The sequence below is a fragment of the Alkalibacterium putridalgicola genome (assembly GCF_040959045.1).
Classification (GTDB): domain Bacteria; phylum Bacillota; class Bacilli; order Lactobacillales; family Carnobacteriaceae_A; genus Alkalibacterium; species Alkalibacterium putridalgicola.
This window is the reverse complement of sequence record NZ_CP162615.1, coordinates 2,412,581-2,434,949: the sequence shown is the minus strand read 5'-3', so window position 1 is coordinate 2,434,949 and position 22,369 is coordinate 2,412,581. Positions and strand designations below refer to the sequence as shown.

The following is a 22,369-nucleotide window of genomic DNA, read 5'->3' as shown; positions in this document are numbered from 1 at the left end:
AATTAAAAGAATAATACCATGATTAGTTTAAAAAATATTATCTAGTGAACATATTATAGCTACCAAAAAATCCGTGTCGGTATTATCATAATTTGTTATTTCATATTGATCACTTAAAGAACTCTGTCCTCTTTTCACAGAAGCTACAGTTGTTCTCCCTTTTAATATATCAAAGTAATCAGCTTTTGCATTCGTTTCTACTACGAAATCTCCATATATAGAGTTGACGGTTACTTTCGGAATAGTCATGGCTCTCTGAGTATTGATTGAAGCTATATATTCACCATTATTAGATACTTCATATTTTGGGAATGCAAAACTAAATTTCCTCTTCAGCATGAGTTCGTCGTCTGAGGTACAATTGGATATTCTAATAGAAAAAGGTATACCAATGATACGACCAATAAATTTATCTAGTTCAGCAAGAAGTGATGTGCTTTTAAGTTCATATTGAGTTGCTGCTTCTTTTTTAATAATATATTTCACTAGTGTTGCATTAAATAATTTAACTGTTTCAACACATAAAAAAGTCCTTTATAATGGGGTTGGATGACTTATCCAAGACCAAAACAAAGGACTTATAGCATGGATAAGTATAAAACAAAAATGACCATAAATAAATGGCTTTCGTATATTTCTTTAGAAAAATTAAGCGAAACATCTCGAAAGGTTATCAGTCAGTTTGATCGCTATTCAAAAAAATTAACGTTTAAGAAAGTGCTGAAACTCTTTCTTTATGCAATTAATGATGAAACCGATAGCCTACGGCATTTGGATCAACAGTTGGTCAACCCAAAATTAAAAAAAGTGATGGGTATTGAGTCTATTAGCTATTCTCAATTGTCACGTGCCCTGCGAAAGATTGAACCCTCTGTATTGATGGATATTTTCACGCAATTACTTACACTGCTTCATGAAAAAACAGCGGTGCAATCAAAAGAAAGAGTGTTTCTAATTGATTCGTCCACTTTTTCACTGAATAAAACGCGGTATCCCTGGGGCACGTTTCGCCCGACTAAGTCGGGAATCAAACTGCACTTAAAGGTCTGTCATATGAAAGAAGGATGGGTGCACCCTGAACAATTCGAACTGTCCAATGCATCTGAACACGACCATGATCACTTGAACGTCTTTATTAATGAGAAACGGGCGACCTATATTTTTGACCGCGGGTATCTGGATTTCACTCAGTTTGATCAAATGAACTGGGAGGGCTACTTTTTCGTCTCCCGCATTAAAAAGAATACAGCCGTTCATGTTCAAGCGCACTTGGAAGTGTCTCATGAATCAGGGATTATCAGTGACCAATTGGTTCAGCTGGGCAAATCGACCTACCTGACGGGGTTGTTTCGTTTAATAACGATTGAACGTAAGCATCGATCGAATCTGCGTATCCTGACGAACCGAATGGATCTTTCAGCAGAGGACATCGGAAAAATGTATCAATCAAGATGGCAGATCGAGTTGTTTTTCAAGCACATCAAACAACATCTGACCATTAAAACGTACTATTCACAGACTGAACAAGGTGTAGAGAATCAGGTGATTCTTGCGATGATAGTCTACTTATTGACGTTACTGATGAAACTTGAATTAAGGTTGAAATCAAGCCTCTTCACAATTTTGAGACAAATCAGAGCGTTACAGTATGAACCGTTTGAATGTTTCACAGCATCGTTCGCACCTGGTTAAGTGAAAGAAAGTGCAAATAGACTAAGCGACAACTGAATAACCCTAAAAATTTCTGGAAAAAGTCATCCCTTGCGCCAGCAATTGACTTTTTTGGAAATTTTAATGAAAACCACTTGTGATTTATTTAACAATGGTGCAATTCGTTAAGAACATAGTTTTATGCAACACTAGTGAATATATTTATAGCCTACAGTAGGGATGACTTTTTTAAGTACTAGTATATTCATGTATAATCCTTTCTTTTTAAATCAGAAGTTATGTATCAGTTAACAAAATGTGTGTGCTTTGCCTTCCAGTCTTCCAGCTTGATATTGACCCAGAAGCCGTATATGCCTAGAGTAATCACGGTCAGTGCCCACCATTTGATCCAGTTGCCGAACAGTCCGACAGCGGAGCCGGAAAAAGCCATGCGTCTACCATCGATAACTGTGTGATTGATTTTCCAGGCAAAAAGCCGGCACAATACCCATGGATATAACAAACCTAACGAGAATAAAGTGAGAATCGCTCCTAGTACCGACCAGGCAATCAGTTCAAATAATCCTCCGTCAAAAAATGACGTCCTTCCATTTCTTTGTTCGATACTTGCTTGTGAAACTGTGGCCATACATATCTCTCCTCATCCTGTTTAGTTTCTGCATATCCCTATATAAGTTATCCTGAATCATTCATAGATTTTTATACAGGGACATTTTTATCAAAAAATTAGGCGAAACTGAAATGTTTCTTTCTTTTTTACAAATCGATTAGATTCCTTCCTAACGGAAGAAAAGAAAAGTTCATTTCTACTAAAAAAGAGCGCACTTTCCCCTTGTTTTTTTGAATAATTTTTAAAATTATCGATTTAACACTCGAATCATAGGTAAGTTAAATTCTGAAGAATCGTTTCAAACTCTTTGTCATACACATTTGCACAACTGAATTGGATTTGAACTCGACGAGCATGATGTGTCAGTCGAGAAGCAACCTTAATGAACCGAAAACGAATGGTATCGATAAGAGATTTTATTTCTGTTTTTGGAAATACTAAGTATTTCATTAACTGAATAAGATCATAAGCAATTCCGCTAATAGTCATCCGGATGGCATTCGTCAAAAACGCAGAGCTATCTGTTTTATCAAAATAGAAGCCTGACTTGATTTCTTTAATAAAGTTTTCCATAGTCCCACGGTTTTGGTACATCTTAAACACTTGGTCATTGCGAATAACAGTAGAAAGATTAGTTGTCACAAATTCATGGCGAAAAAGCAATCCATCGCGTGTCGATTTTATCACTACTCTTTGAGGTTTCTTCCATGATTTTGCTTGATAATCGATGTTAAAGTACTGAACTTCTGTTTCTTCCCAATTCGTATCATCACCATAGGTGATCAGATGTTCTGCAATCGTTTGAAGTTTCGTATTAGCTTTTAGACGGATCACAAATTGAACGGAGTAATCGTCTGCTAGTTCATAAACTTCAGGTGTGGCAAATCCGCTGTCTCCACGTACCAGAATATTTAACTCAGTTGTACGGTCTTTATAGGAATCTAGTAAATCACGGACAAAAGAACCGACACCTTTTGAGGTATATTGGTTTCCAGAACGCAGCTTAGCTCCAAGAAAAAGACCTGTAAGTCCATCAAAAGCAAGCAATGGATGGTAGCCAGTTGTCCCATAATGAGCATTATAATCAGTAGACTCTTGGTTACCAAATGTATCAGAATGAGTAGAATCTAAATCTAAAACCATTTCTTGTGTAGCTTGAGATTCATGAAACAGCTTGATTAAGGCTTGTGTCAAGTCATTCAATTCATCTAAATTTTTTTCTGTCGATTCTGAAAAGAACCGAGAGATAGTTGGCTGTGAACTGCCTTCTTGTTCATCTAAGATGAGCTTAAAAACGGGATCATGCCGCAAGGCATTGGCTGCGCTATCCGACTTATAACCTGAAATGAGTTGATACAGTACCTGAAGAAACGTTGTGTTCTTTGAATGGGTAAAGAATTTCCGCTTGTCTTCAAAATGCACATTTTTCTTCACTAATTTATTAAACTGAATTTTTTCGAGGAACTCACGAACCAAAATCAATCCGCCATGGGAAGATAGCTTTTCACTTTTTGAGGAAATTTGAACATTTTTATTGAAACTTAGTCGATTATCGCGTAAATTTGACATATAGAACACCTCTGTTTTGTATTTTCGTCAAATCTACATTAACAGAAAGGTGTTCTTTTTTCACGCACCAAATGGGTGAAAAATGGAAGCCAATTTGGATGCATTGAAAAAAACAATCCAGTAAACAGCAAAAGAGGTTTAGGCTTTTGAGTCTACCGGATAGTGGTTTCTATTTAGAGCGAAGATATTCGCTCTTTTTTTTATGTCCAAGGCTATCAAGAGGTTAGCAAAAAATGTGACAAGATTAGTGTTGGGAGGCGTTTTTCGGTAATGAGCTGATTGCTGCAGGGGGGATTGCGCCAGCAGCTTTTTGTTTGAACACATTAGGTGCCATACCGGTTTCTTTTCGGAATAAGCGACTAAAGTAGGCAATATCAGGATAACCAACGGCTTGGGCCACGTCAGTAATCGTGTGATTCGGATTTTTGAGCCATTCTTTTGCACGGTCTATTCGATACCGCCTGAGATAGTGACTGTAAGTTGTGCCGACCACTTCTTTGAATGTGCGGCTAACGTAACTTTTATTGAGGTGCATGAAGGTAGCTAATGTCCCCAATGTGATCTCTTTATCATAATTTTGATGGATGTATTGCATCATTTGGTGTGCACTTTCCTTAGACGTATCTGTCACAGACTCGCGATGATAATCTAAAAGCGAAACCTGATTCAAAGCCAAAATAGCGCGATGAATAGCTGTTTTACAAAGCTTCAAATCTAATGGTTTAACCAGATAATCGATTGCACCACAACGCAGTGCAGTGAGGAGACGATCATAGTTTGGTTGATCATCGAACAAAATCACTTTAACATTTGGTTGAATGCCTAGGATATTCATTTTGTAGTCAAAGATGGTATCTGTTGGGTCACTGCCAAGATTCAGTAAGAGCAAGTCGATGGCGTGATGTTGAGCCAATCTGTAGGCCGTCTTAGCAGTCGCCTGATCGGGCAAAAGGGTGACATTAAAAAAGACATCACTAAAAAGCTGTTTAAGTGTCGCCTCATCTTCAGGCTCAAAGCCAACGAGAAGAGCATCGCACATGTCAATCAATCCTTTCCAAACGGACTGTTTTGCCGCTGTGATTATCTTGATTGTACCCTTAAATGGCTGTTAATGCACATAAAAGAGAGAAAAAGTGTCGGCATCCCATTTAGTGAAAGGAAATAAAAATTGTCCAAAAAGAGGTCAAATAATTCCTAACAGTTATAATGTAAACGCTTTAAAATAAGGTTATACCAATCAGAAAGAGGGAATACGCATGATGAACCAGCAAAGCAAAACGACAGAAAAAGCCGTCACAACGGCTGAAAAGGCGACGACGGTAGAAGCTTTAATTGAAATGGCTAAAAAAGCACAAGAGCAATATGCTGACTTTTCCCAAAATCAAGTTGATGCTATTGTTAAAAATGTATCAGAAAAGTTAACGATAGCAGCTGAGTCCTTAGCAGAACTGGCGCATACTGAAACAGGATTTGGTAATGTTGCAGATAAAACCACTAAAAATTTGTTTGCCAGCGAGGGCGTTTATCATCAGCTAAAAGATGAAAAAACGGTGGGCATCATCCACAAAGATGATGTCAATCAAGTCGTTGAATACGCGATTCCAATGGGAGTTGTTGCCGCACTTGTACCGATGACAAACCCAACTTCAACTGTTATATTCAAATCGCTTATTGCCCTAAAGACGCGTAATGCAATCGTCTTTTCACCTCACCCACACGCCGTTAAGGCCATCAGTGAAACGGCACGTTTAGTCAATGAAGCAGCTGTTCAGGCAGGGGCGCCAGATGGGTTGATTCAAGTGATTGAGAAACCGTCACTAGAAGGCACGCAAACTTTAATGAAGCACATTGATACAGCCTTAATTTTAGCAACTGGTGGCGGACAAATGGTTAAAGCAGCTTATTCATCTGGTAATCCAGCAATTGGGGTTGGACCTGGTAATGGTCCAGCTTTGATTGATGACTCAGCTGATGTTGACGCGGCTATTCAAAAAATCATTAAAAGTAAGACCTTTGATTATGGGACCATTTGTTCATCAGAACAATCGATCATTACGCTTGCAACGGTTAAGGCAGCGGTTAAAGAGGCTTTGATTGAAAATAACGCCTACTTGTTGAGCAAAGCTGAAAGTGACCAATTAGCCACCATTCTCCTTCGTGAAAACGGCATGATGAATCCACAAATTGTGGGGCAGTCAGCCTATCATGTGGCCCAACTAGCAGGGATAACCGTCCCACAAGAAACCTCAGTTTTGGTTGCAGAATCAGATGAGGTGAGCCAAACAAATCCTTATTCTCGTGAAAAATTGACACCTGTCTTGGGATTGTTTACCGTCTCGGATTGGTCACAAGGCATCGCCAAGTGCAATGCTATCTTAAGAAATGAAGGTGCTGGACATACCGCGGCATTGCATACGAAGCGTTTAGATCATGCTGAAGAATTTGGTGAAAAAATCGTTGCTTCTCGGTTACTGGTTAATACGCCATCGACTTTCGGCGGTATCGGTGCTTCAACAGGATTGGCACCGTCACTAACATTAGGTTGTGGCGCAATTGGTGGCAGCAGTATTTCAGATAACGTTGAAGTAAAGCATTTGTTAAATATCAAACGTTTGGCCTATCATGTGACTGACATTTAAAAAGAGTCTAGAACTGTCAAAACTAAAAACGCCTACACAAAAGCGCGACACATAAAAAAGAAATACAAGACGGATGAGTGCGAGAGCCACTGCCGTCCTGTGTTTCTTTTTTAGCACATATCACTTTTTTATTACAGATCAAGTTGTGCACGTGAAAATGATGGTATCTAAGGGTGCTGAGTGGCATCTTCGTTGCAATTTTGTTGTGGTTAACGGATAAAAGAATGAAGAACGACGTGTTTGACAGACTCATTGTTGGCGACTCGCCAAAGGGGGACATGGTCAAGCGACAGTAAGAAAAAGGTGTGGGAATGATAACGCGATTTAGCCAAACGAAGGGAAACGTGGTTTGATGAATGGCGGTTTTTGATGAGGGATAAGATGCCGACCGTCTTACACTATATGAAACGGTCACTTTCTGAAGAACCGGCAATAGAAAAAGTGACACACCATTTTGGTTACAGTAAGTTTCACTTCAGCTGAGAATTTAAACGACACACTGGATTTTCTGCTGCCAATTGTCGCAACGACACTAACCAAAGCCTCCCGCTACCACTTCAGAAATATACCAGATGGGACTTATTATCTGTTAGTTTGTTCGATTGAAAGCACAATGAACCCGTTGTGTTACTTCGTTCTTGATGATTGTTTGCAAGGGCGAAAAGAAGACAGCCATCACTTCCCTGCAGATTCGAATAAACAATTTGTTGTTGTATTGTGTGAACCTTTGCCGGAAGATCCTCCTATTCTAGTCAACTTACCTCAGTTGTTAACGGATTCATTGAAATTGCGCAATAAATGAGAAGTGTTTCTTTCCTGCCTATGAGAAGATGGGTATAACCTAACCTCAGTGAAATTTAGAAAGGAAGATTCATTATGGCGATGACGCTAACACCCTATTTGTTACTCGATGGACAGTCAAAAGAGCCGTAGATTTTTATACGAATGTATTTGACGCAGAAGTGTATGGTATAGAGTATTTAAATGACTGGTCAGATGAGTTTGAAGGTCCTATTCCTGATAGTTTTGAATGTCATGTGATACATGCGCACTTGATTATCGGTGGCTCAGCACTTATATTAGCGGACACCTTACCCGGACAGCCGTTTCAATCGGGGTCTTCTATTTACCCCCCATGATTTCAGTCAACAACAAGGCGTTTAAAGAAGTTTTTGAAACTGTCATCAATTATGGTGGCTTATCCGTTTTATTAAAAACAAATTTTTTTTGTAGGGCTTATCTTGTTCTCATTATGTATGATAAGACACACCAACGATGAAGTGTGTTATAGTTAGAAGGTATATAATGGGTTAAATTTAATTTTAGAAAGAGATGATTATGGGATTTTGATATCTATTAATAGCTGTTATTAGTATCGGTTTTATTGTATTTAACGTGAGGGATGATGTAATGAATAAAACAACGGGTCTATTGTCTATTCCATCATCAGCTTATGCGTACTTTTCCCGTGGTTTACACCCTTTTTAATGGGTTCCGTTTCTTGAGTGAAAGCAGTTATTCGGATGGAAAAGGTGTGTTGGGTAAACTAAACGGACAGCATGCTGCTGAAAAAAGGCAACTTAATATATAGAATCCAGAAAAATGAGTTGTGATGAAGACTGTTAGACAGAATGATCGGACACTATAGAGAATGGAGGCACTATTTTGAAAAAAACTGTGTTTATATTGGGATGTATCATGCTTGTTTTTGTAAGTTTGCCAACCGCGAAAGTGCACGCTGAAGAAAGCCACTTTTCAACAGAGGCACCGGAGCTAATTTACGACTTGGCACAGGGTGGAACACAAACATTCGAACGTGTCAGCCCTGAAGGAGAGCCATTAGTCATAGAAGTTGAAGAAATGCCCAATAGTTTACGAAGTGTTAAAAATGACACGTATAAAATATCAGCATCTACAGCTGGTCAATGGCAGGCGAGTTATCAAATTGACGTCAGTCAGAACAAGATTATAAAAGCGTACGCACCTGCTATTGTGGCCTACATAGGCAGTTTTACAAGTGCAATATTAAAAGTAGATCATGCGACACAAGCTACCTATTACTTGAAAAGAAAAGTATTTTTGTTCACGACGACAATCAATCTAAGAGCAAAAGTACAGTCTAATAAAATTGCAATTACGTACTAGTTGCTAAATCAAGTAATTAACAGTCGTCGTTCCCCAGCCAAGAATATCGCTTAAAATACCATAACCTATAAATAGATTGAAGACGATGCAACAAACACAGGCTACGGACACAAACGTGTAGAGTGTGTTTGTTTTTTTATTTCTAGCCATTACGATGGGCGAACTAATGAGGCCCAATGGTGCAATCAGAAATCCTAGGAAAGAAAGAACCAATAATAATAACCCTTCATCTTTCTCACTTGTACCAAGAATAAAATCTAACTTTTTATAATTTTCTTCAACCTGAATCATTCATAGATTTTTATACAGGGACATTTTTATCAAAAAATTAGGCGAAACTGAAATGTTTCTTTCTTTTTTACAAATCGATTAGATTCCTTCCTAACGGAAGAAAAGAAAAGTTCATTTCTACTAAAAAAGAGCGCACTTTCCCCTTGTTTTTTTGAATAATTTTTAAAATTATCGATTTAACACTCGAATCATAGGTAAGTTAAATTCTGAAGAATCGTTTCAAACTCTTTGTCATACACATTTGCACAACTGAATTGGATTTGAACTCGACGAGCATGATGTGTCAGTCGAGAAGCAACCTTAATGAACCGAAAACGAATGGTATCGATAAGAGATTTTATTTCTGTTTTTGGAAATACTAAGTATTTCATTAACTGAATAAGATCATAAGCAATTCCGCTAATAGTCATCCGGATGGCATTCGTCAAAAACGCAGAGCTATCTGTTTTATCAAAATAGAAGCCTGACTTGATTTCTTTAATAAAGTTTTCCATAGTCCCACGGTTTTGGTACATCTTAAACACTTGGTCATTGCGAATAACAGTAGAAAGATTAGTTGTCACAAATTCATGGCGAAAAAGCAATCCATCGCGTGTCGATTTTATCACTACTCTTTGAGGTTTCTTCCATGATTTTGCTTGATAATCGATGTTAAAGTACTGAACTTCTGTTTCTTCCCAATTCGTATCATCACCATAGGTGATCAGATGTTCTGCAATCGTTTGAAGTTTCGTATTAGCTTTTAGACGGATCACAAATTGAACGGAGTAATCGTCTGCTAGTTCATAAACTTCAGGTGTGGCAAATCCGCTGTCTCCACGTACCAGAATATTTAACTCAGTTGTACGGTCTTTATAGGAATCTAGTAAATCACGGACAAAAGAACCGACACCTTTTGAGGTATATTGGTTTCCAGAACGCAGCTTAGCTCCAAGAAAAAGACCTGTAAGTCCATCAAAAGCAAGCAATGGATGGTAGCCAGTTGTCCCATAATGAGCATTATAATCAGTAGACTCTTGGTTACCAAATGTATCAGAATGAGTAGAATCTAAATCTAAAACCATTTCTTGTGTAGCTTGAGATTCATGAAACAGCTTGATTAAGGCTTGTGTCAAGTCATTCAATTCATCTAAATTTTTTTCTGTCGATTCTGAAAAGAACCGAGAGATAGTTGGCTGTGAACTGCCTTCTTGTTCATCTAAGATGAGCTTAAAAACGGGATCATGCCGCGAGGCATTGGCTGCGCTATCCGACTTATAACCTGAAATGAGTTGATACAGTACCTGAAGAAACGTTGTGTTCTTTGAATGGGTAAAGAATTTCCGCTTGTCTTCAAAATGCACATTTTTCTTCACTAATTTATTAAACTGAATTTTTTCGAGGAACTCACGAACCAAAATCAATCCGCCATGGGAAGATAGCTTTTCACTTTTTGAGGAAATTTGAACATTTTTATTGAAACTTAGTCGATTATCGCGTAAATTTGACATATAGAACACCTCTGTTTTGTATTTTCGTCAAATCTACATTAACAGAAAGGTGTTCTTTTTTCACGCACCAAATGGGTGAAAAAAGAAACTCTTTACAAATGTTGAAGAAATACGGTTTTAGAGCGCAAACTCATAAAACTATGAATTATCTAGGGTTATGTATATTTATAATGATAAAGTAATAAATTTATATTACAATAGATGTTAAGAATATCATAGTAAGTTTATTGCTTGTGTTTGGATCTGATATTTACCAAGACAGATAAAAAAGCCTATAAGTTTAAAACATGCTAGAAGTCCGTCAGATGATCCATCACCTGGCGGACTTCTGAATAGCATTTCTAACTTTACTCCACAGATTTTTTCTCATCCACTTTCTTCAGCGGTTTCACTGCCGGTCCGTTCAGTACATCGCCCGAGTAGGAGAAGCGGGAACCGTGGCACGGGCAATCCCAAGATCGTTCACTGTTGTTCCAGTTCAAACCGCACCCCATATGCGAGCAGGTCGTCTTGACCAGGTGCAGCTCGCCGTTTTCGTCGCGGTAGCCGCCCAATTTTTTTCCGCCAATGGATACCAGTCCGCCTTCGTCCAAGTCTAAATCTTCCGGCGACTTGTCAGGGCGCTGCAGTTTCGTTTCCAGCAGATCCTTACCTACCGATGTATTCTTCTTGGAGAAGCGCTGGATGTCTTTTCCTTTCAGCTTATTCCGTGTCGGATCAAATAATTCCACGTAGTCATTTTCTTCTCCGTTTATGATATCAGTCAATATCTTAGCGGCAGAAACGCCCATCGCCATGCCCCATTTATTGAAGCCGGTCGCGACCAAGACATTTTCTGATGTGCGGGTCATTTGTCCGATATACGGCACTTTATCCAGTGTGGTCATATCCTGTGCGGACCAGTGATACTCCACTTCTTCAAGCTCAAACCATTCTTTGCCAAAGGCCAAAAGATTCTCAAAGTGGACCTGGTTGGGCGGATTGCTTTTACCGGTCTGGTGACTGTCTCCACCGATCAGGAACAAGTCCTCGCCGTTATCGTCAGGAATAGACCGCAGTGAACGGATAGGGGACTCGGCGCTGATATACATACCATCGGGGATCGGTTTTTTGATTCTTCCGGCGATGGCATAAGACCGGTTGATGGACAGTTTTGAAAAGTAAAGGCCGTCAAAATCATTGAAGGGGTAGTGTGAAGCCACAACGATCTCGTCATAGGATAAAACAGCCCCGTTTTCCATCGTTACTGTGTTGTCACTTTTGGAAAGTTTAACGGCACGCGTACGGTCATAGATTTGGCCGCCTAAACGCGACACTTCATCCAGCAGTCCTTTCAAGTATTTAACAGGATGAAAATGGGCCTGGTAGGGCATAGTCAAGGCAGCTAACGTCTCAAAAGGTAAGTCCCTCAGCTGACCATGTGTCAGCGTCCCGTTGATATCCAAAGTTTCGTAGGCGCGGGCTTCTTTTTCGATCTGCTTAAGCCCTTTGGCACTGGATGCAAAGACGACCGCATCTTTTTCTTCGAAGTCACAGGCGATGTTTAAATTTTTTGAGGTTTCGCGGATGAAGTCGAGCCCGTCCCGGTTGGCTTCATAATAGAGTCGGGCTTTTTCTTTGCCGAAGGTCTGGATCAGTTCATAATAAATCAGGGCATGCTGGGCCGTGATCTTTGCGGTCGTGTGGCCCGTCACGCCATGGAAAAACGCTCTTGCTTCGACTAGCGTTACTTTTTTCCCGGCTTTAGCGAGTAAGTAAGCTGTGACGATCCCGACGATCCCGCCGCCGATAACGGCGACCTCTGTCGATTCATCTTGAATTAAAGGAGAGAAGTGGGGTGTCTGATGTGAGTGCCAGTAGGAATTAGGAAACTGCGAGAGTTGCGAATCGGTTTGATTATTATTCATGAAAATCCTCCCTATTCTAAAAATATAAACGTTTTCTTGAGTATAGCACGCTCCTTTTCAGAATGAAAAAGATACCCTTTTTCCTGGGCTGAAGGGGATGGTATGAGTCGCTCTTTTCTGCGGTTTTTGATACGATAAAGGGGAGAAAAGGAGTGAGCGAGATGTGTGGAAGATACGGATTGACGGCTTCTTATAAAGAACTGAAAGAACGCTATGACCTTGAAGATGACAGCTATTCATTTGAAGAAAGCGAAGAGATTTTTCCGACGACTGAAAATATTGTCCTGCTGCCCAATCAGCGTCTGTATCCTGTGAAGTGGGGATTCGAACCGAGCTTTGCCAAGCGCCCGCTGATCAATGCACGCTCAGAAAGTGTTTTGGAGAAAAAGACTTTTAAAGAACCTTTTGCCAAAAAACGCTGCATCGTTCCGGCGACGTACTTTTTCGAGTGGCAGCCGATCGAAGGTCAGAAGAAAAAGGACAAGAAAAAGATCGCGGTCAAAGACGTCCCGATTTTTTCCATGGCCGGTATCTGCGAACGCTACACGGACGAAAACGGTGACAGTTACCTGACTTACGCGATCCTTACTACAGATGCCAACGACCAGATGCGCCCCATCCACGACCGCATGCCTGTGATACTGAATCCTGAAGACGAGAAACGGTATCTCGACTTGGATGCTGATCCAACAGACGTTCAGACACTGTTGAGACCAACAGCGAAGGAATTGATTATAGGATAAAGAGAATCTGCAATAGAAAATAGAGAAGTACAGAAAATTGTCTGTGCTTCTCTATTTTTATATATTAATAATTACATCAAATGCATGACTATGTAAACCGAATCCCTTTTCTAAATTTAACAAATTAACTACTTTATTATTCTTTTAAAAACTCTTGAATGAATCGCTTTCACATGATAAGGTGTATACATATTAATGAAAGGGATGATTTTAAATGCATATGAACAGAAAAAAGTAACTGCATTATTGGCTATGTCTTTACTTTCTTTTGGTCTGATTACTTCTAACGGCTCTGACATCGTTAGTGCTGATGATCCTAATATTGTAACAACTTATGCTAAAGTTACAACTGCTCATAATGTATGTCCCTACCTTACACACTGACATAAGGGAGGTCACTATAAATAAATGAAAAATTACATATTATTATTCAGTACGGCTTTAGTTATATCCGCATGCGGCACAACTGAGGACTCCCCTGAAGTCCAACCCAATGAAGATATTGTTGGAAAAACAGATATAGATGAGGAAACAGTCATCGATCTAGGTGAAAAAGAAGCGGTCAATAACGAAGTTAAGGAAAAATATTTCTTTGATTTGTCAGAATTCCCTACAGAAAAGGGAAGCTCAGAAGGAAATAAAGAAGACAATACTTACTGGATTCGTGCAAATGGTTTTCCAGTACGCGGTGAGGAGTACTTCTCATCTGTTGGTTTAGTTTACGCTGAGTACGACGCCGATACTGATAAAATAGAGATTGCTCATATCCTAAACGAAGAATCGATGATTCAAGATATTCCAATAGAAGAGGATTTGTATGTGAGTTGGGTCTATGACTTTACAAATGGAGAATTACAAGACCTTGTTCAAGTCAATGCTGAAGACGAACCACAAGATGTGATCCCTTTCTCAAAAGAAGAATGGTCAGATTTTTCGAATGGATATAAAGAGAATCTATTACAAATGCTAAAATAAAGAGATAAAGGAGACCAGACAATGAAAAAATTATTTAACGTAATTTTTATCTCACTGTTTAGTCTTCTTTTTTTTATGATTTTTTTAATTTATCGCGAACAAGATATTTCTAATATGCATAATCTATTCGGTTTTACAGATCAATACGAAAATGGCGATATTTATTTTCAAAATCCGCTATCGGAAGAAGAACAAAATCAAGTTATTCAAAAAGTTGAGACGATTGCAAATAACGAAGACGTTACGATCATGTTTGCTCATTACGAAGGATCAACTGGAGAAACAAGCCACTTTCACTATTATGTGAGTGGTAAGGATAACTTCATACAACAAATGGTGCCTTCATCAGTCAGTATCCCTAGAAAATTTTCAAAAGGGTCCGCTTATTTAACGACTGATCTAAACGATTCAAATACAGAATCGATACCTTTTTTCTCTTTTTATCAAGAGGCCACGTATTCCGTTTATCCGATATCTCATCTGATGGAAAACCCAGAAGCCATGCGATTCGGTTTTACATATTTCTATGAAGATAAAGAAGATAGATCTTATTTTGAAAATGTCTTTTCAACAACATTTAGAGAGTTTAATATAGATCATCAAATGGTTCACCATGAAGTTTATAATAGTGACCAAGCCTTGTTAGAAAATACAATTTATATTTCATTAATTGTGTTGGCCTTGTCAGTTACCTTTGTTTTATTCCAAATTTCTAACACACTAAAAGAAGTGGCTATTTTGAAGTTGAATGGTTACCGGCTCAAAGATATTCTCCTTTATTTATTTAAAGAAAATATTATCTTGGCTGCTCTTTTCGCAATGACTATTCCTCTTGCTCTGACACTCATTTCTTTTCGATCAATCAATGCACGTGTTTTAAACTTTCTAACGCAAGTCCTTTCAGTTAGTTTTCTTTTAGTTGGTTTTTATGTCTTGATCGTTTTATTAAGCATGTTCATTATTCGTCATGTTCGACTCAGTGATTTGTTGAAAAATAAAAATATTAATCAGCTGCTTACTCACTTTATTTACGGAACATTGATTTTAACGAGTATTTTTGTTTTGCCTATCATCAATGCTTCAGTTGAAAAGCTGGTTGCGGTTGCTCCATATTATCTCGAACAACAGTACACTTTAAAAGGCTCAGGCGATCTATACACCATTCAAGAAGTGAATGACCCTAAGCGCGAGTGGGAATTTAATCAAATGGACTATGCACAAGGAAAAGAAAATATTCAAAATGAAAAGCACATTGAAATCTATAACGCCTTAGACAGTATGGATGCATTATATCAACTATCGCCCAATGTCATCGGTGGTAGTCAGTGGGATAGCGATGCGACGTATTTACTCTATCAGATCAATGAAAAGTCCTTTGAAGACCAAGTCTTTTATGTTGATGATGAAAAGATCAGTGTCACAGATAAACACGTCATTAATGTTTTTATGGATCAAGCGACCGCTCGAAAAGAAGAGTGGCAAGTCGAACAGTTTACGCAGCTAGAAAATGTAGAAGTTACCATCTATTTATTCGATCAAGTAGATTATATTGCCTATGATCAAGAAGATTATCGCAATTATGACAATGAACATGCCCCTATATTTGTTTATACAACTCATCCTGATGCGTTCAGACCTGACATTACAGCAGGAGGTCTTTATTTTGACGGAGAAAAAATAAATGAGACAAAAGAATACTTAAATACAATGGGAATAGGCGAACACTTGACTTTCCGTTCATCTAAAGAAGAACAAGAAAAATTATTTAAAGATTTACTTTATACTGTTCGTGTGGACCTAATGACTTTTTTACCAGGAGCTCTTTGCTTAATTGTTTTATTCATTGCCTTCCAAAAATTTATTTTGCTTGGCAATCAAAAAGAATGGCGTATCTTAAAAGGTGTAGGTTTTAAAACCTTCGATTTAACCAAACCGTATTTTATGGAGCTTATTCTGTTAAATTTATTAATTATTGCCATCCAATATGTGTTTTTAAGAACCATTTTATGGGGAAGCATGAGTTTACTTGTATTCCTTTCATTAGTTAGTTACCTCTTAATGAATAGGGAAAGTAATAAAATAAAGATTAATTGATTGAGGAGAAACGTATGAATGTAAAAGCAGAAGGCATCCGAAAAAAATATAGTAACAAAATTCTTTTTAAAGAGTTTAGCTTAACGATTCATGAGGGTGATAGTATCGTTATCGTGGGTAAATCAGGGTGTGGTAAAACAACTCTTTTGAATTTACTCAGTCTGATTGAAAAGCCAGATGATGGAAAAGTTCTTTGGCGAGATAAAGAAATAAAAAAAGTAAATACCCGTGAAACAAGTAAGATTATTCGCGAAGAAATCGGCTATCTTTTTCAGAATTATGCCTTAATCGACAATGCAACAGTTGAAGAAAATATAAAAATCGGTTTAAAATACCGAAAGGATAAAAAAAATAAACAGCAATTAGTTGAACAAGCCTTAATACAAGTTGGTTTAGAGGGTTATCAAAAACGAAAAATTTATTCTCTATCAGGAGGAGAACAACAGCGTGTTGCTTTAGCTAGAACGATAGTTAAACCGGGTTGGATCATCTTTGCCGATGAACCAACAGGAAACCTAGATGAAGAGAATTCAAAAAAAATAATGGATATTTTATTTAAACTAAACCAAGATGGCAAGACAATCGTTGTGGTCACGCATGACTTAGAACACATAAACAATTTTAATCAAAAGATTGTTTTATAATATTATAAAACAATCTGGTTTTAGTTCCTGATTTTACCATAAAGCGAAGTAGGACAAACGGATATTTTAAACAGTAAGACGATCATATCAACGTTCATGCCGACTTTTTGGCGTGGACTTTTTATATATAAACCGTTAATTCTGTCCCGGTCAAGTACTTTTACCGAATGGCAAGAAGTGGATGGGCAGAAGAAAAAAGACAAGAAAAAGATAGCAGTCAAAGACGTCCCTATTTTCTCCATGGCCGGTATCTGCGAACGCTACACGGACGAAAACGGCGACAGTTATCTGACCTATGCGATCCTTACCACAGATGCCAACGACCAGATGCGTCCCATCCACGACCGCATGCCTGTGATACTTGATCCTGAAGACGAAAAGCATTACCTAGATTTAGAATCAGACCCCAAAGAAGTGCAGACACTTTTGAGACCGACAGATAAGGAAATAGTTATTGAATAGACATTTTTCTTATAAAAGAATAGAACAGAGCAGTAAAAAACTGCTCTGTTCTATTGTGTGGGTTTGTAAAGTGAAACAATCGTGTTACACAAAAGTATAATATGCCTTATTGCTATATTAATACTTTATAAATCCATGTATCCGATAATTTGAATTAGTTTATAAACTAGAAACTTGTTTTACACCGTAAGCGATGAATAGCTTGGCACTTGTGAGCTAGCTATTCATCGCTTACGTACAATTGGGCTTTATGCCGTCAATCTTATGTTTTTTCACTCCTTCTCTGATATCTCTTCTCATTCCTATTCCACTCCAAATCTATAGGGGATAAGAAGAGTATAAAAAAATGTAGGAGAAGCAACAATTTCACATTGTCACTTTCCTACATTTTATAACTGCTCTTTACACTGTCTACTTTATTAGGAGCATATCAAACTGAAAAGGCACTTTTTTTGTTATTTTTACAATTCAAGTATTAATAAATTTTAATCATTAATATCTTCAATTAAATCAACTAAATCTTCAATTGATTCACCGGTAATATTGTCGTCAATCTCGCCTTCAACGTGAGCTTCAACTATAATGTCTTCACCACCAATAGTGTGGTTTGTAGTAGAAGTTAATTCACCATGTTCGCCATCTAAAAGATTGGATTTCAATTCTGCTGTTCCATTTTCATCGAAAACTATGGAGAAAGGTTCAATTGAGCCATAATAATTATTGAAATCGTCATCTTTTGACAAAAAGACGAGATATTTTCTATTCAGTTCAGGCTCAATATACAAAGGATCAATGACTTCTATTTCATGAATGGTGACTTCTGTTGCTTCTTTTTCGATGATACCTTCTGGAGAAACGACTGAGTTTGACTCTTCAAACTCAATAATTTCGGAATACCGCATGTTGATCTCTATTAATTCGGAGTCAACGTGACCTTTTATTATTTCGTCAACTTTAAAATTATAAATACGCCCTTCAACATATCTGTCTTCATCTTCTTTATAGATATCTTCTAAATCTCTTGACATATTCCAACTACGATCAAAATTTTCATAGTCTCCAATGGCCACTAAGTCAGCTGTTTCAACCATTTCTTTAAGTTCGCTGGTCGTTGGGTAGTCTAGGCCAATATTTATACCTGTATCATTCCCAGTAACATGCTCATTTTCTACAGGTAAATCTGCTGAGGAAAATCCCTGAATACCGAAATAAAGTAATGTCAAGGCTACTAGCAAAGTTGAAATGGATAAAATGAATTTATTCCTTTTCATTTTTGAAACCCCCTAATTTATTTTGTAAATTGCCGATATTCCGGCTTTATCATCCGCCGTGGGATTGTGCAATGTAGATCTATTTCGTCTCGAGTTCATAATACTATCCCCAAAATTGTGAGCAATGCCAAATGCGTGTCCTAACTCGTGAACTGCGACACTTTTAGCTACATTAATTTTAGCAATATCTGTAGCATTAGTATTAATTATACCGGAAAATTTTGTAACTATACCGGACACGTACGAGGTAGTCATGGTACCATATAGTGTTGTAGAAGCTTCTCTTGCGCCATTTAATACATTAACAGAATTATTATTATTAGTAATAAGTAAGCCACTTGCAGTTTTCCACGAAGCTGCACCGTTTTTCCAACCATTAGCTACGATAGAGTTTGAAGGTGCTTTGTCTCCAAATTTATAAGTAGTCGCAGTGGTACGCATTTTCCACGCTTCCCTATTATATGCTTCAACTGTTTGAGATGAAGAAAAAAACAATCCTAAAAGCAAAATAGATATAAATATCCCTTTAAATCGTTTCATTATTAACCTCCTATTAACTTTAGTAATAACTTTCGTTTTACTGCATAAACACTTTGTGATATAGACAAATTACTGAGTATATGAGTGCAGTACTTTTAATTGGAAGTATTGCAAACAAAGAGGAGTTCGTTTTTAAAAATGTAAACCGTTTTGAGAAACAGTATAGATCTCAAATTTTAAGTTGTATTTAAATAGAAAAGAATATAAAAACGTATACAATATAGGGTAATTGTTAATTACTAATAGTCACTTATGTTCCGTTCATGTTTTAAAATTATACAAACTCCTCCTTTTGAAAAGGCATTAAATAAATACACTGGTATTACGTCAATATCTTGGACACGATTTAAGAGAATTTCTTAATGAAACATGGACCCGTTTTGAGGCCTCAAGGTTTCGGTAAACGTTCTAACCACTGACGCTTTTTAGAACATTTACCGAAACCATGAGGATAGCTAAAGTCTTTCTATTTAACCGTCCTATGGTTCCGTCTAACTTAAATGACTGCTTGATCTAAGTATGCTTGCTCAATGGCCAGGGGTGTTCGGTTCCCAAGTGCCGAGTGGATTCTCTTCCGATTGTAGAAGGCTTCAATGTATTGAAATAATTCTCTATAAGCCGTATCGAAATCAGGATAATTCTTTTGGTAAACTTCTTCCTTTTTTACGATAGAATGAAAGGATTCGATTACGGCATTATCGTGAGGACTCCCTTTCCGACTGAAACTATGACGAATCCCTTGTTTTTCCAGCGCAGATTCATACGCTTCGCTTGTGTACTGCGAACCAAGATCAGAATGGAGAATGAGGCCTTCGGCCGCACCGTATCGTTGGGTTGCCTTTGTTAAAGTATCTAAGACCAGATCCACAGTCATCTGTCGGCTAAATGACCAAATGGCTTTCCGTGAATATAAATCAATAATCGTAGATAGATAACTCCATTCATCTTTGCCTGTCCAGATATAGGTGATATCCGTTACCCATACTTGGTTCAATCCGGTGGTAGAAAAATCTTGATTTAACAAGTTTACTCGATCGTCTGGCACAGGATCAGCGGACCTGTGTGGCCGCCATTTCTTTTGTGTAATGGAACGAATACCTTGTTTATGCATCAGTTTTTGGACACGTTTGAGACTGCAGTCTTCGTTTTCGTGAGTAACCAAAAGTGCGTGAATTTTCGGGGCACCATACACACGCCCACTTGATTCCCATATGCGTTCAATTTTTTCAAGGATACGCCGATTTTCACGCTCTCTATGCGATTCCTCGCGATTAATACGTTCATAAAAACTTGATCGTGGGATCTCAAACAATTCCAGTGTTCGCTTTAAATTGATGTCGTCTTTGATTGCGTCGAGTTCGAAAATAAAGTCATCGCGGTCTATTTTTGAGTGAACATGGCTAAGACCTTTTTTAGGATATCATTGTCTGTCTTAAGACGGGCATTCTCTGCTTTAATTTTTTCGATATCTGCTTCAGAATACCCGGTTTTTTCATCTGTGGAATATTTTTTGATCCACCGATAAATGGTTTGTTCTGCTATGCCATGTTCCTCACTTAAATTCTTTACTGAATGACCATTTTCGTACAAACTGACTAGCGTTTTCTTATAGTCGACATCATAGGTTCTTCGGTTTGACATCGATAGACACTCCTTTTCGATAGTTTATATTCTATCAAAACGTGTCCAGGATTTCATACTAACATCACACATTAAAATGAAGTAGTATGACTATTTCTCCAGGAAAGTATAGCATAGTAATCAATGTATAGATATAGGTAAAATAATGTTATTTTAGGTTAATATACTAGAATAATTCAAAAATTAATATATTGCTATATAAATCATGCTAAACATACCTAAGGATTAAAGCAATCACAAAATAGGCATATATTTATTCCTTTCTATTATAAATTAGGTGCCTTTTAGCTTTTCAGATGTATCGATTTGATAAGCTTTTAAATCTGTCTTTTAAGTATTGGTCTCGTTGATGTTTCTATTCATCTCAACCTTAACCTATGATAGTATTAACCCTAACATAGAAAATTAAAAATCAGTGATAATTGTCATATTATACAATTATGAAAGGAGACAGCATGGATCATATTGGAAAAACGTTTCGAACACTTCGGAAAGAACGCGGCTATACATTAAAAACGATGTCCAAAGGCATTGTCTCTTTTTCATACTTAAGCAAATTCGAACAAGGGAAGTCGGATATCACGCTGTCCACGCTGATCAAGTTACTACAGAGACTGAATATAAGTATTAATGAATTCCTGTTCTTTAATAAGATAATCATAACTGAATACAACCATTTATTTAAAAAGGTTTCTATTGAATATACCAAGAATAATCTTCCCAAACTTCTTGAGTTTTCTGAAGGCGAACGGAGCTTATATAAAGAAACCGGCAATCCCTATCATAAGTGTAACGCCATTATGATTTCGGCGATCGTTTACGATATAGATGAGAGTTATGACGTCTCAGCCGAAGACAAAGAGTTCTTGATTGATTATTTAGTCAACTGTACTTACTGGAGTAAATATGAGGTAAGTTTATTTGGGAATGCCCATGCCATATTTTCCGCTTCTTCTTTACTTGTTCTTTTAAAAGAAATCGAAAAAAGAGCCGATGCGTACAAAATCAAAAATCAGAATGTCAGAGAACTCATTATGGTACTTGAGAACGTCTGTCTATCTTTACTGAGAGAGGGTAAAGTTGAAGAAGCTAAAGAGGTTTCTATTTCTTTAGATGCATTTATAGTAACAAATTATTACTACGAAAAAACGAGGAAACTTTTTATTGACGGTTTGATTCATTTTCTTGAAGGAAATGTGGAGGAAGGGACCGTCAAGGCAAAAAAAGCAATCGAGATCATGAGACATATGGATGAGCAGTTTGCGGAAGACCATCTGGCTGAACTCGATAAGTTTTTGAAATAAGAGTACATCAAAAGGAAAACACCAGAAGTTCGGTGAGTAATAGAGAAGTCCATTCGACTCTCGGCCAATTAATACAAGAGTAAACTTATTTTAAAAAACCGCAAATAAAATCACGGAAGTCATTCGCTAAATGGTAGTGGATGACTTCTGGGGTTTATTGTTTTTAATTAGACTTTTTATGCTAATGCATTCGGAGACTTCAGTTTAAGTAAATGATTCCTTCATTAGACTTTATAGTTTCAAGTTTCTCAGACAGATGAACAAATTTTCAGCCAGTACGTACACATACATTTTTCTATATTGTCAGTAAAAGCTGTTCATCCTGCATGGATTCAATTATGTACATGATAAAAAGAAATATTCAGATTATAAA

The 22,369-nt window shown here is 37.5% G+C and carries 20 protein-coding genes; 10 read left to right on the top strand and 10 right to left on the bottom strand.

Translation table 11 applies throughout. The annotated features are described in order from the left end of the window. Positions 1-27: 27 nt before the first annotated feature. Positions 28-486 (bottom strand): hypothetical protein, encoded by a 459-nt coding sequence (locus AB4027_RS11530; protein ID WP_368645455.1) that lies wholly within the window; start codon positions 484-486, stop codon positions 28-30. 99 nt (positions 487-585) lie between these two features. On the opposite strand from AB4027_RS11530, the gene AB4027_RS11525 reads away from it, so the two are divergent. After that, positions 586-1,692, top strand: a complete 1,107-nt coding sequence (locus tag AB4027_RS11525) for an IS4 family transposase (protein WP_368645454.1) — start codon at positions 586-588, stop codon at positions 1,690-1,692. A gap of 262 nt (positions 1,693-1,954) precedes the next feature. On the opposite strand, the gene AB4027_RS11520 is transcribed toward AB4027_RS11525, so the two are convergent. From AB4027_RS11520 to AB4027_RS11510, 3 genes are all read right to left on the bottom strand, one after another. Continuing rightward, positions 1,955-2,275: a hypothetical protein gene (locus AB4027_RS11520; protein ID WP_368646432.1), complete on the bottom strand. Its 321-nt coding sequence runs from the start codon at positions 2,273-2,275 to the stop codon at positions 1,955-1,957. A gap of 273 nt (positions 2,276-2,548) precedes the next feature. After that, entirely contained in the window at positions 2,549-3,850 is a 1,302-nt protein-coding gene (locus AB4027_RS11515) for an IS1380 family transposase (RefSeq protein WP_087059323.1), read from the bottom strand. A 244-nt stretch (positions 3,851-4,094) separates the two neighbouring features. Beyond that, the gene (locus AB4027_RS11510; RefSeq protein WP_368645453.1) at positions 4,095-4,889 is read right to left on the bottom strand and encodes a helix-turn-helix domain-containing protein; all 795 of its coding nucleotides are present in this window, start codon (positions 4,887-4,889) and stop codon (positions 4,095-4,097) included. A gap of 217 nt (positions 4,890-5,106) precedes the next feature. On the opposite strand from AB4027_RS11510, the gene AB4027_RS11505 reads away from it, so the two are divergent. Both AB4027_RS11505 and AB4027_RS11500 read left to right on the top strand, forming a co-directional pair. Continuing rightward, positions 5,107-6,489, top strand: a complete 1,383-nt coding sequence (locus AB4027_RS11505; protein WP_368645452.1) for an aldehyde dehydrogenase family protein — start codon at positions 5,107-5,109, stop codon at positions 6,487-6,489. 1,665 nt (positions 6,490-8,154) lie between these two features. Continuing rightward, complete coding sequence (locus AB4027_RS11500; protein WP_230524721.1) at positions 8,155-8,634, top strand: DUF5626 family protein; 480 nt, start codon at positions 8,155-8,157, stop codon at positions 8,632-8,634. Positions 8,635-9,113: 479 nt separating this feature from the next. On the opposite strand, the gene AB4027_RS11495 is transcribed toward AB4027_RS11500, so the two are convergent. Both AB4027_RS11495 and AB4027_RS11490 read right to left on the bottom strand, forming a co-directional pair. Beyond that, positions 9,114-10,415 carry an IS1380 family transposase gene (locus AB4027_RS11495; protein ID WP_368645451.1) on the bottom strand — a complete coding sequence of 434 codons (1,302 nt, stop codon included), beginning with the start codon at positions 10,413-10,415 and terminating at the stop codon, positions 9,114-9,116. A gap of 347 nt (positions 10,416-10,762) precedes the next feature. Continuing rightward, positions 10,763-12,322: an FAD-dependent oxidoreductase gene (locus AB4027_RS11490; protein WP_368645450.1), complete on the bottom strand. Its 1,560-nt coding sequence runs from the start codon at positions 12,320-12,322 to the stop codon at positions 10,763-10,765. A gap of 161 nt (positions 12,323-12,483) precedes the next feature. Here AB4027_RS11490 and AB4027_RS11485 point away from each other — a divergent pair, with 161 nt between their 5' ends. The 6 genes from AB4027_RS11485 to AB4027_RS11460 all read left to right on the top strand — a co-directional run bounded on the left by AB4027_RS11485 (position 12,484) and on the right by AB4027_RS11460 (position 17,240). Then, the gene (locus tag AB4027_RS11485; protein ID WP_368645449.1) at positions 12,484-13,065 is read left to right on the top strand and encodes an SOS response-associated peptidase; all 582 of its coding nucleotides are present in this window, start codon (positions 12,484-12,486) and stop codon (positions 13,063-13,065) included. A 195-nt stretch (positions 13,066-13,260) separates the two neighbouring features. Next, a complete protein-coding gene (locus tag AB4027_RS11480; RefSeq protein WP_368645448.1) occupies positions 13,261-13,449 on the top strand; it encodes a hypothetical protein in 189 nt (62 codons plus the stop codon). A gap of 24 nt (positions 13,450-13,473) precedes the next feature. Continuing rightward, the gene (locus AB4027_RS11475; protein WP_368645447.1) at positions 13,474-14,040 is read left to right on the top strand and encodes a hypothetical protein; all 567 of its coding nucleotides are present in this window, start codon (positions 13,474-13,476) and stop codon (positions 14,038-14,040) included. Positions 14,041-14,061: 21 nt separating this feature from the next. Further along, positions 14,062-16,134: a hypothetical protein gene (locus AB4027_RS11470; protein ID WP_368645446.1), complete on the top strand. Its 2,073-nt coding sequence runs from the start codon at positions 14,062-14,064 to the stop codon at positions 16,132-16,134. Positions 16,135-16,148: 14 nt separating this feature from the next. Then, positions 16,149-16,778, top strand: coding sequence for a putative bacteriocin export ABC transporter (locus AB4027_RS11465; protein WP_091531085.1), 630 nt, complete (start codon positions 16,149-16,151; stop codon positions 16,776-16,778). A 96-nt stretch (positions 16,779-16,874) separates the two neighbouring features. Next, entirely contained in the window at positions 16,875-17,240 is a 366-nt protein-coding gene (locus AB4027_RS11460) for an SOS response-associated peptidase family protein (protein ID WP_368645445.1), read from the top strand. A 485-nt stretch (positions 17,241-17,725) separates the two neighbouring features. Here AB4027_RS11460 and AB4027_RS11455 read toward each other — a convergent pair whose 3' ends face one another. The 4 genes from AB4027_RS11455 to AB4027_RS11440 all read right to left on the bottom strand — a co-directional run bounded on the left by AB4027_RS11455 (position 17,726) and on the right by AB4027_RS11440 (position 20,692). Continuing rightward, the gene (locus AB4027_RS11455) at positions 17,726-18,511 is read right to left on the bottom strand and encodes a hypothetical protein (RefSeq protein ID WP_368645444.1); all 786 of its coding nucleotides are present in this window, start codon (positions 18,509-18,511) and stop codon (positions 17,726-17,728) included. Between the two features lie 12 nt (positions 18,512-18,523). Further along, complete coding sequence (locus AB4027_RS11450) at positions 18,524-19,051, bottom strand: matrixin family metalloprotease (protein WP_368645443.1); 528 nt, start codon at positions 19,049-19,051, stop codon at positions 18,524-18,526. A 496-nt stretch (positions 19,052-19,547) separates the two neighbouring features. Further along, complete coding sequence (locus AB4027_RS11445) at positions 19,548-20,399, bottom strand: IS3 family transposase (RefSeq protein ID WP_338192724.1); 852 nt, start codon at positions 20,397-20,399, stop codon at positions 19,548-19,550. 32 nt (positions 20,400-20,431) lie between these two features. Beyond that, positions 20,432-20,692 carry a transposase gene (locus tag AB4027_RS11440; RefSeq protein WP_080145561.1) on the bottom strand — a complete coding sequence of 87 codons (261 nt, stop codon included), beginning with the start codon at positions 20,690-20,692 and terminating at the stop codon, positions 20,432-20,434. Between the two features lie 455 nt (positions 20,693-21,147). Between AB4027_RS11440 and AB4027_RS11435 the strand changes: the two genes are divergently transcribed. Then, positions 21,148-21,996: a helix-turn-helix domain-containing protein gene (locus tag AB4027_RS11435; protein ID WP_368645442.1), complete on the top strand. Its 849-nt coding sequence runs from the start codon at positions 21,148-21,150 to the stop codon at positions 21,994-21,996. Positions 21,997-22,369: the final 373 nt, after the last annotated feature.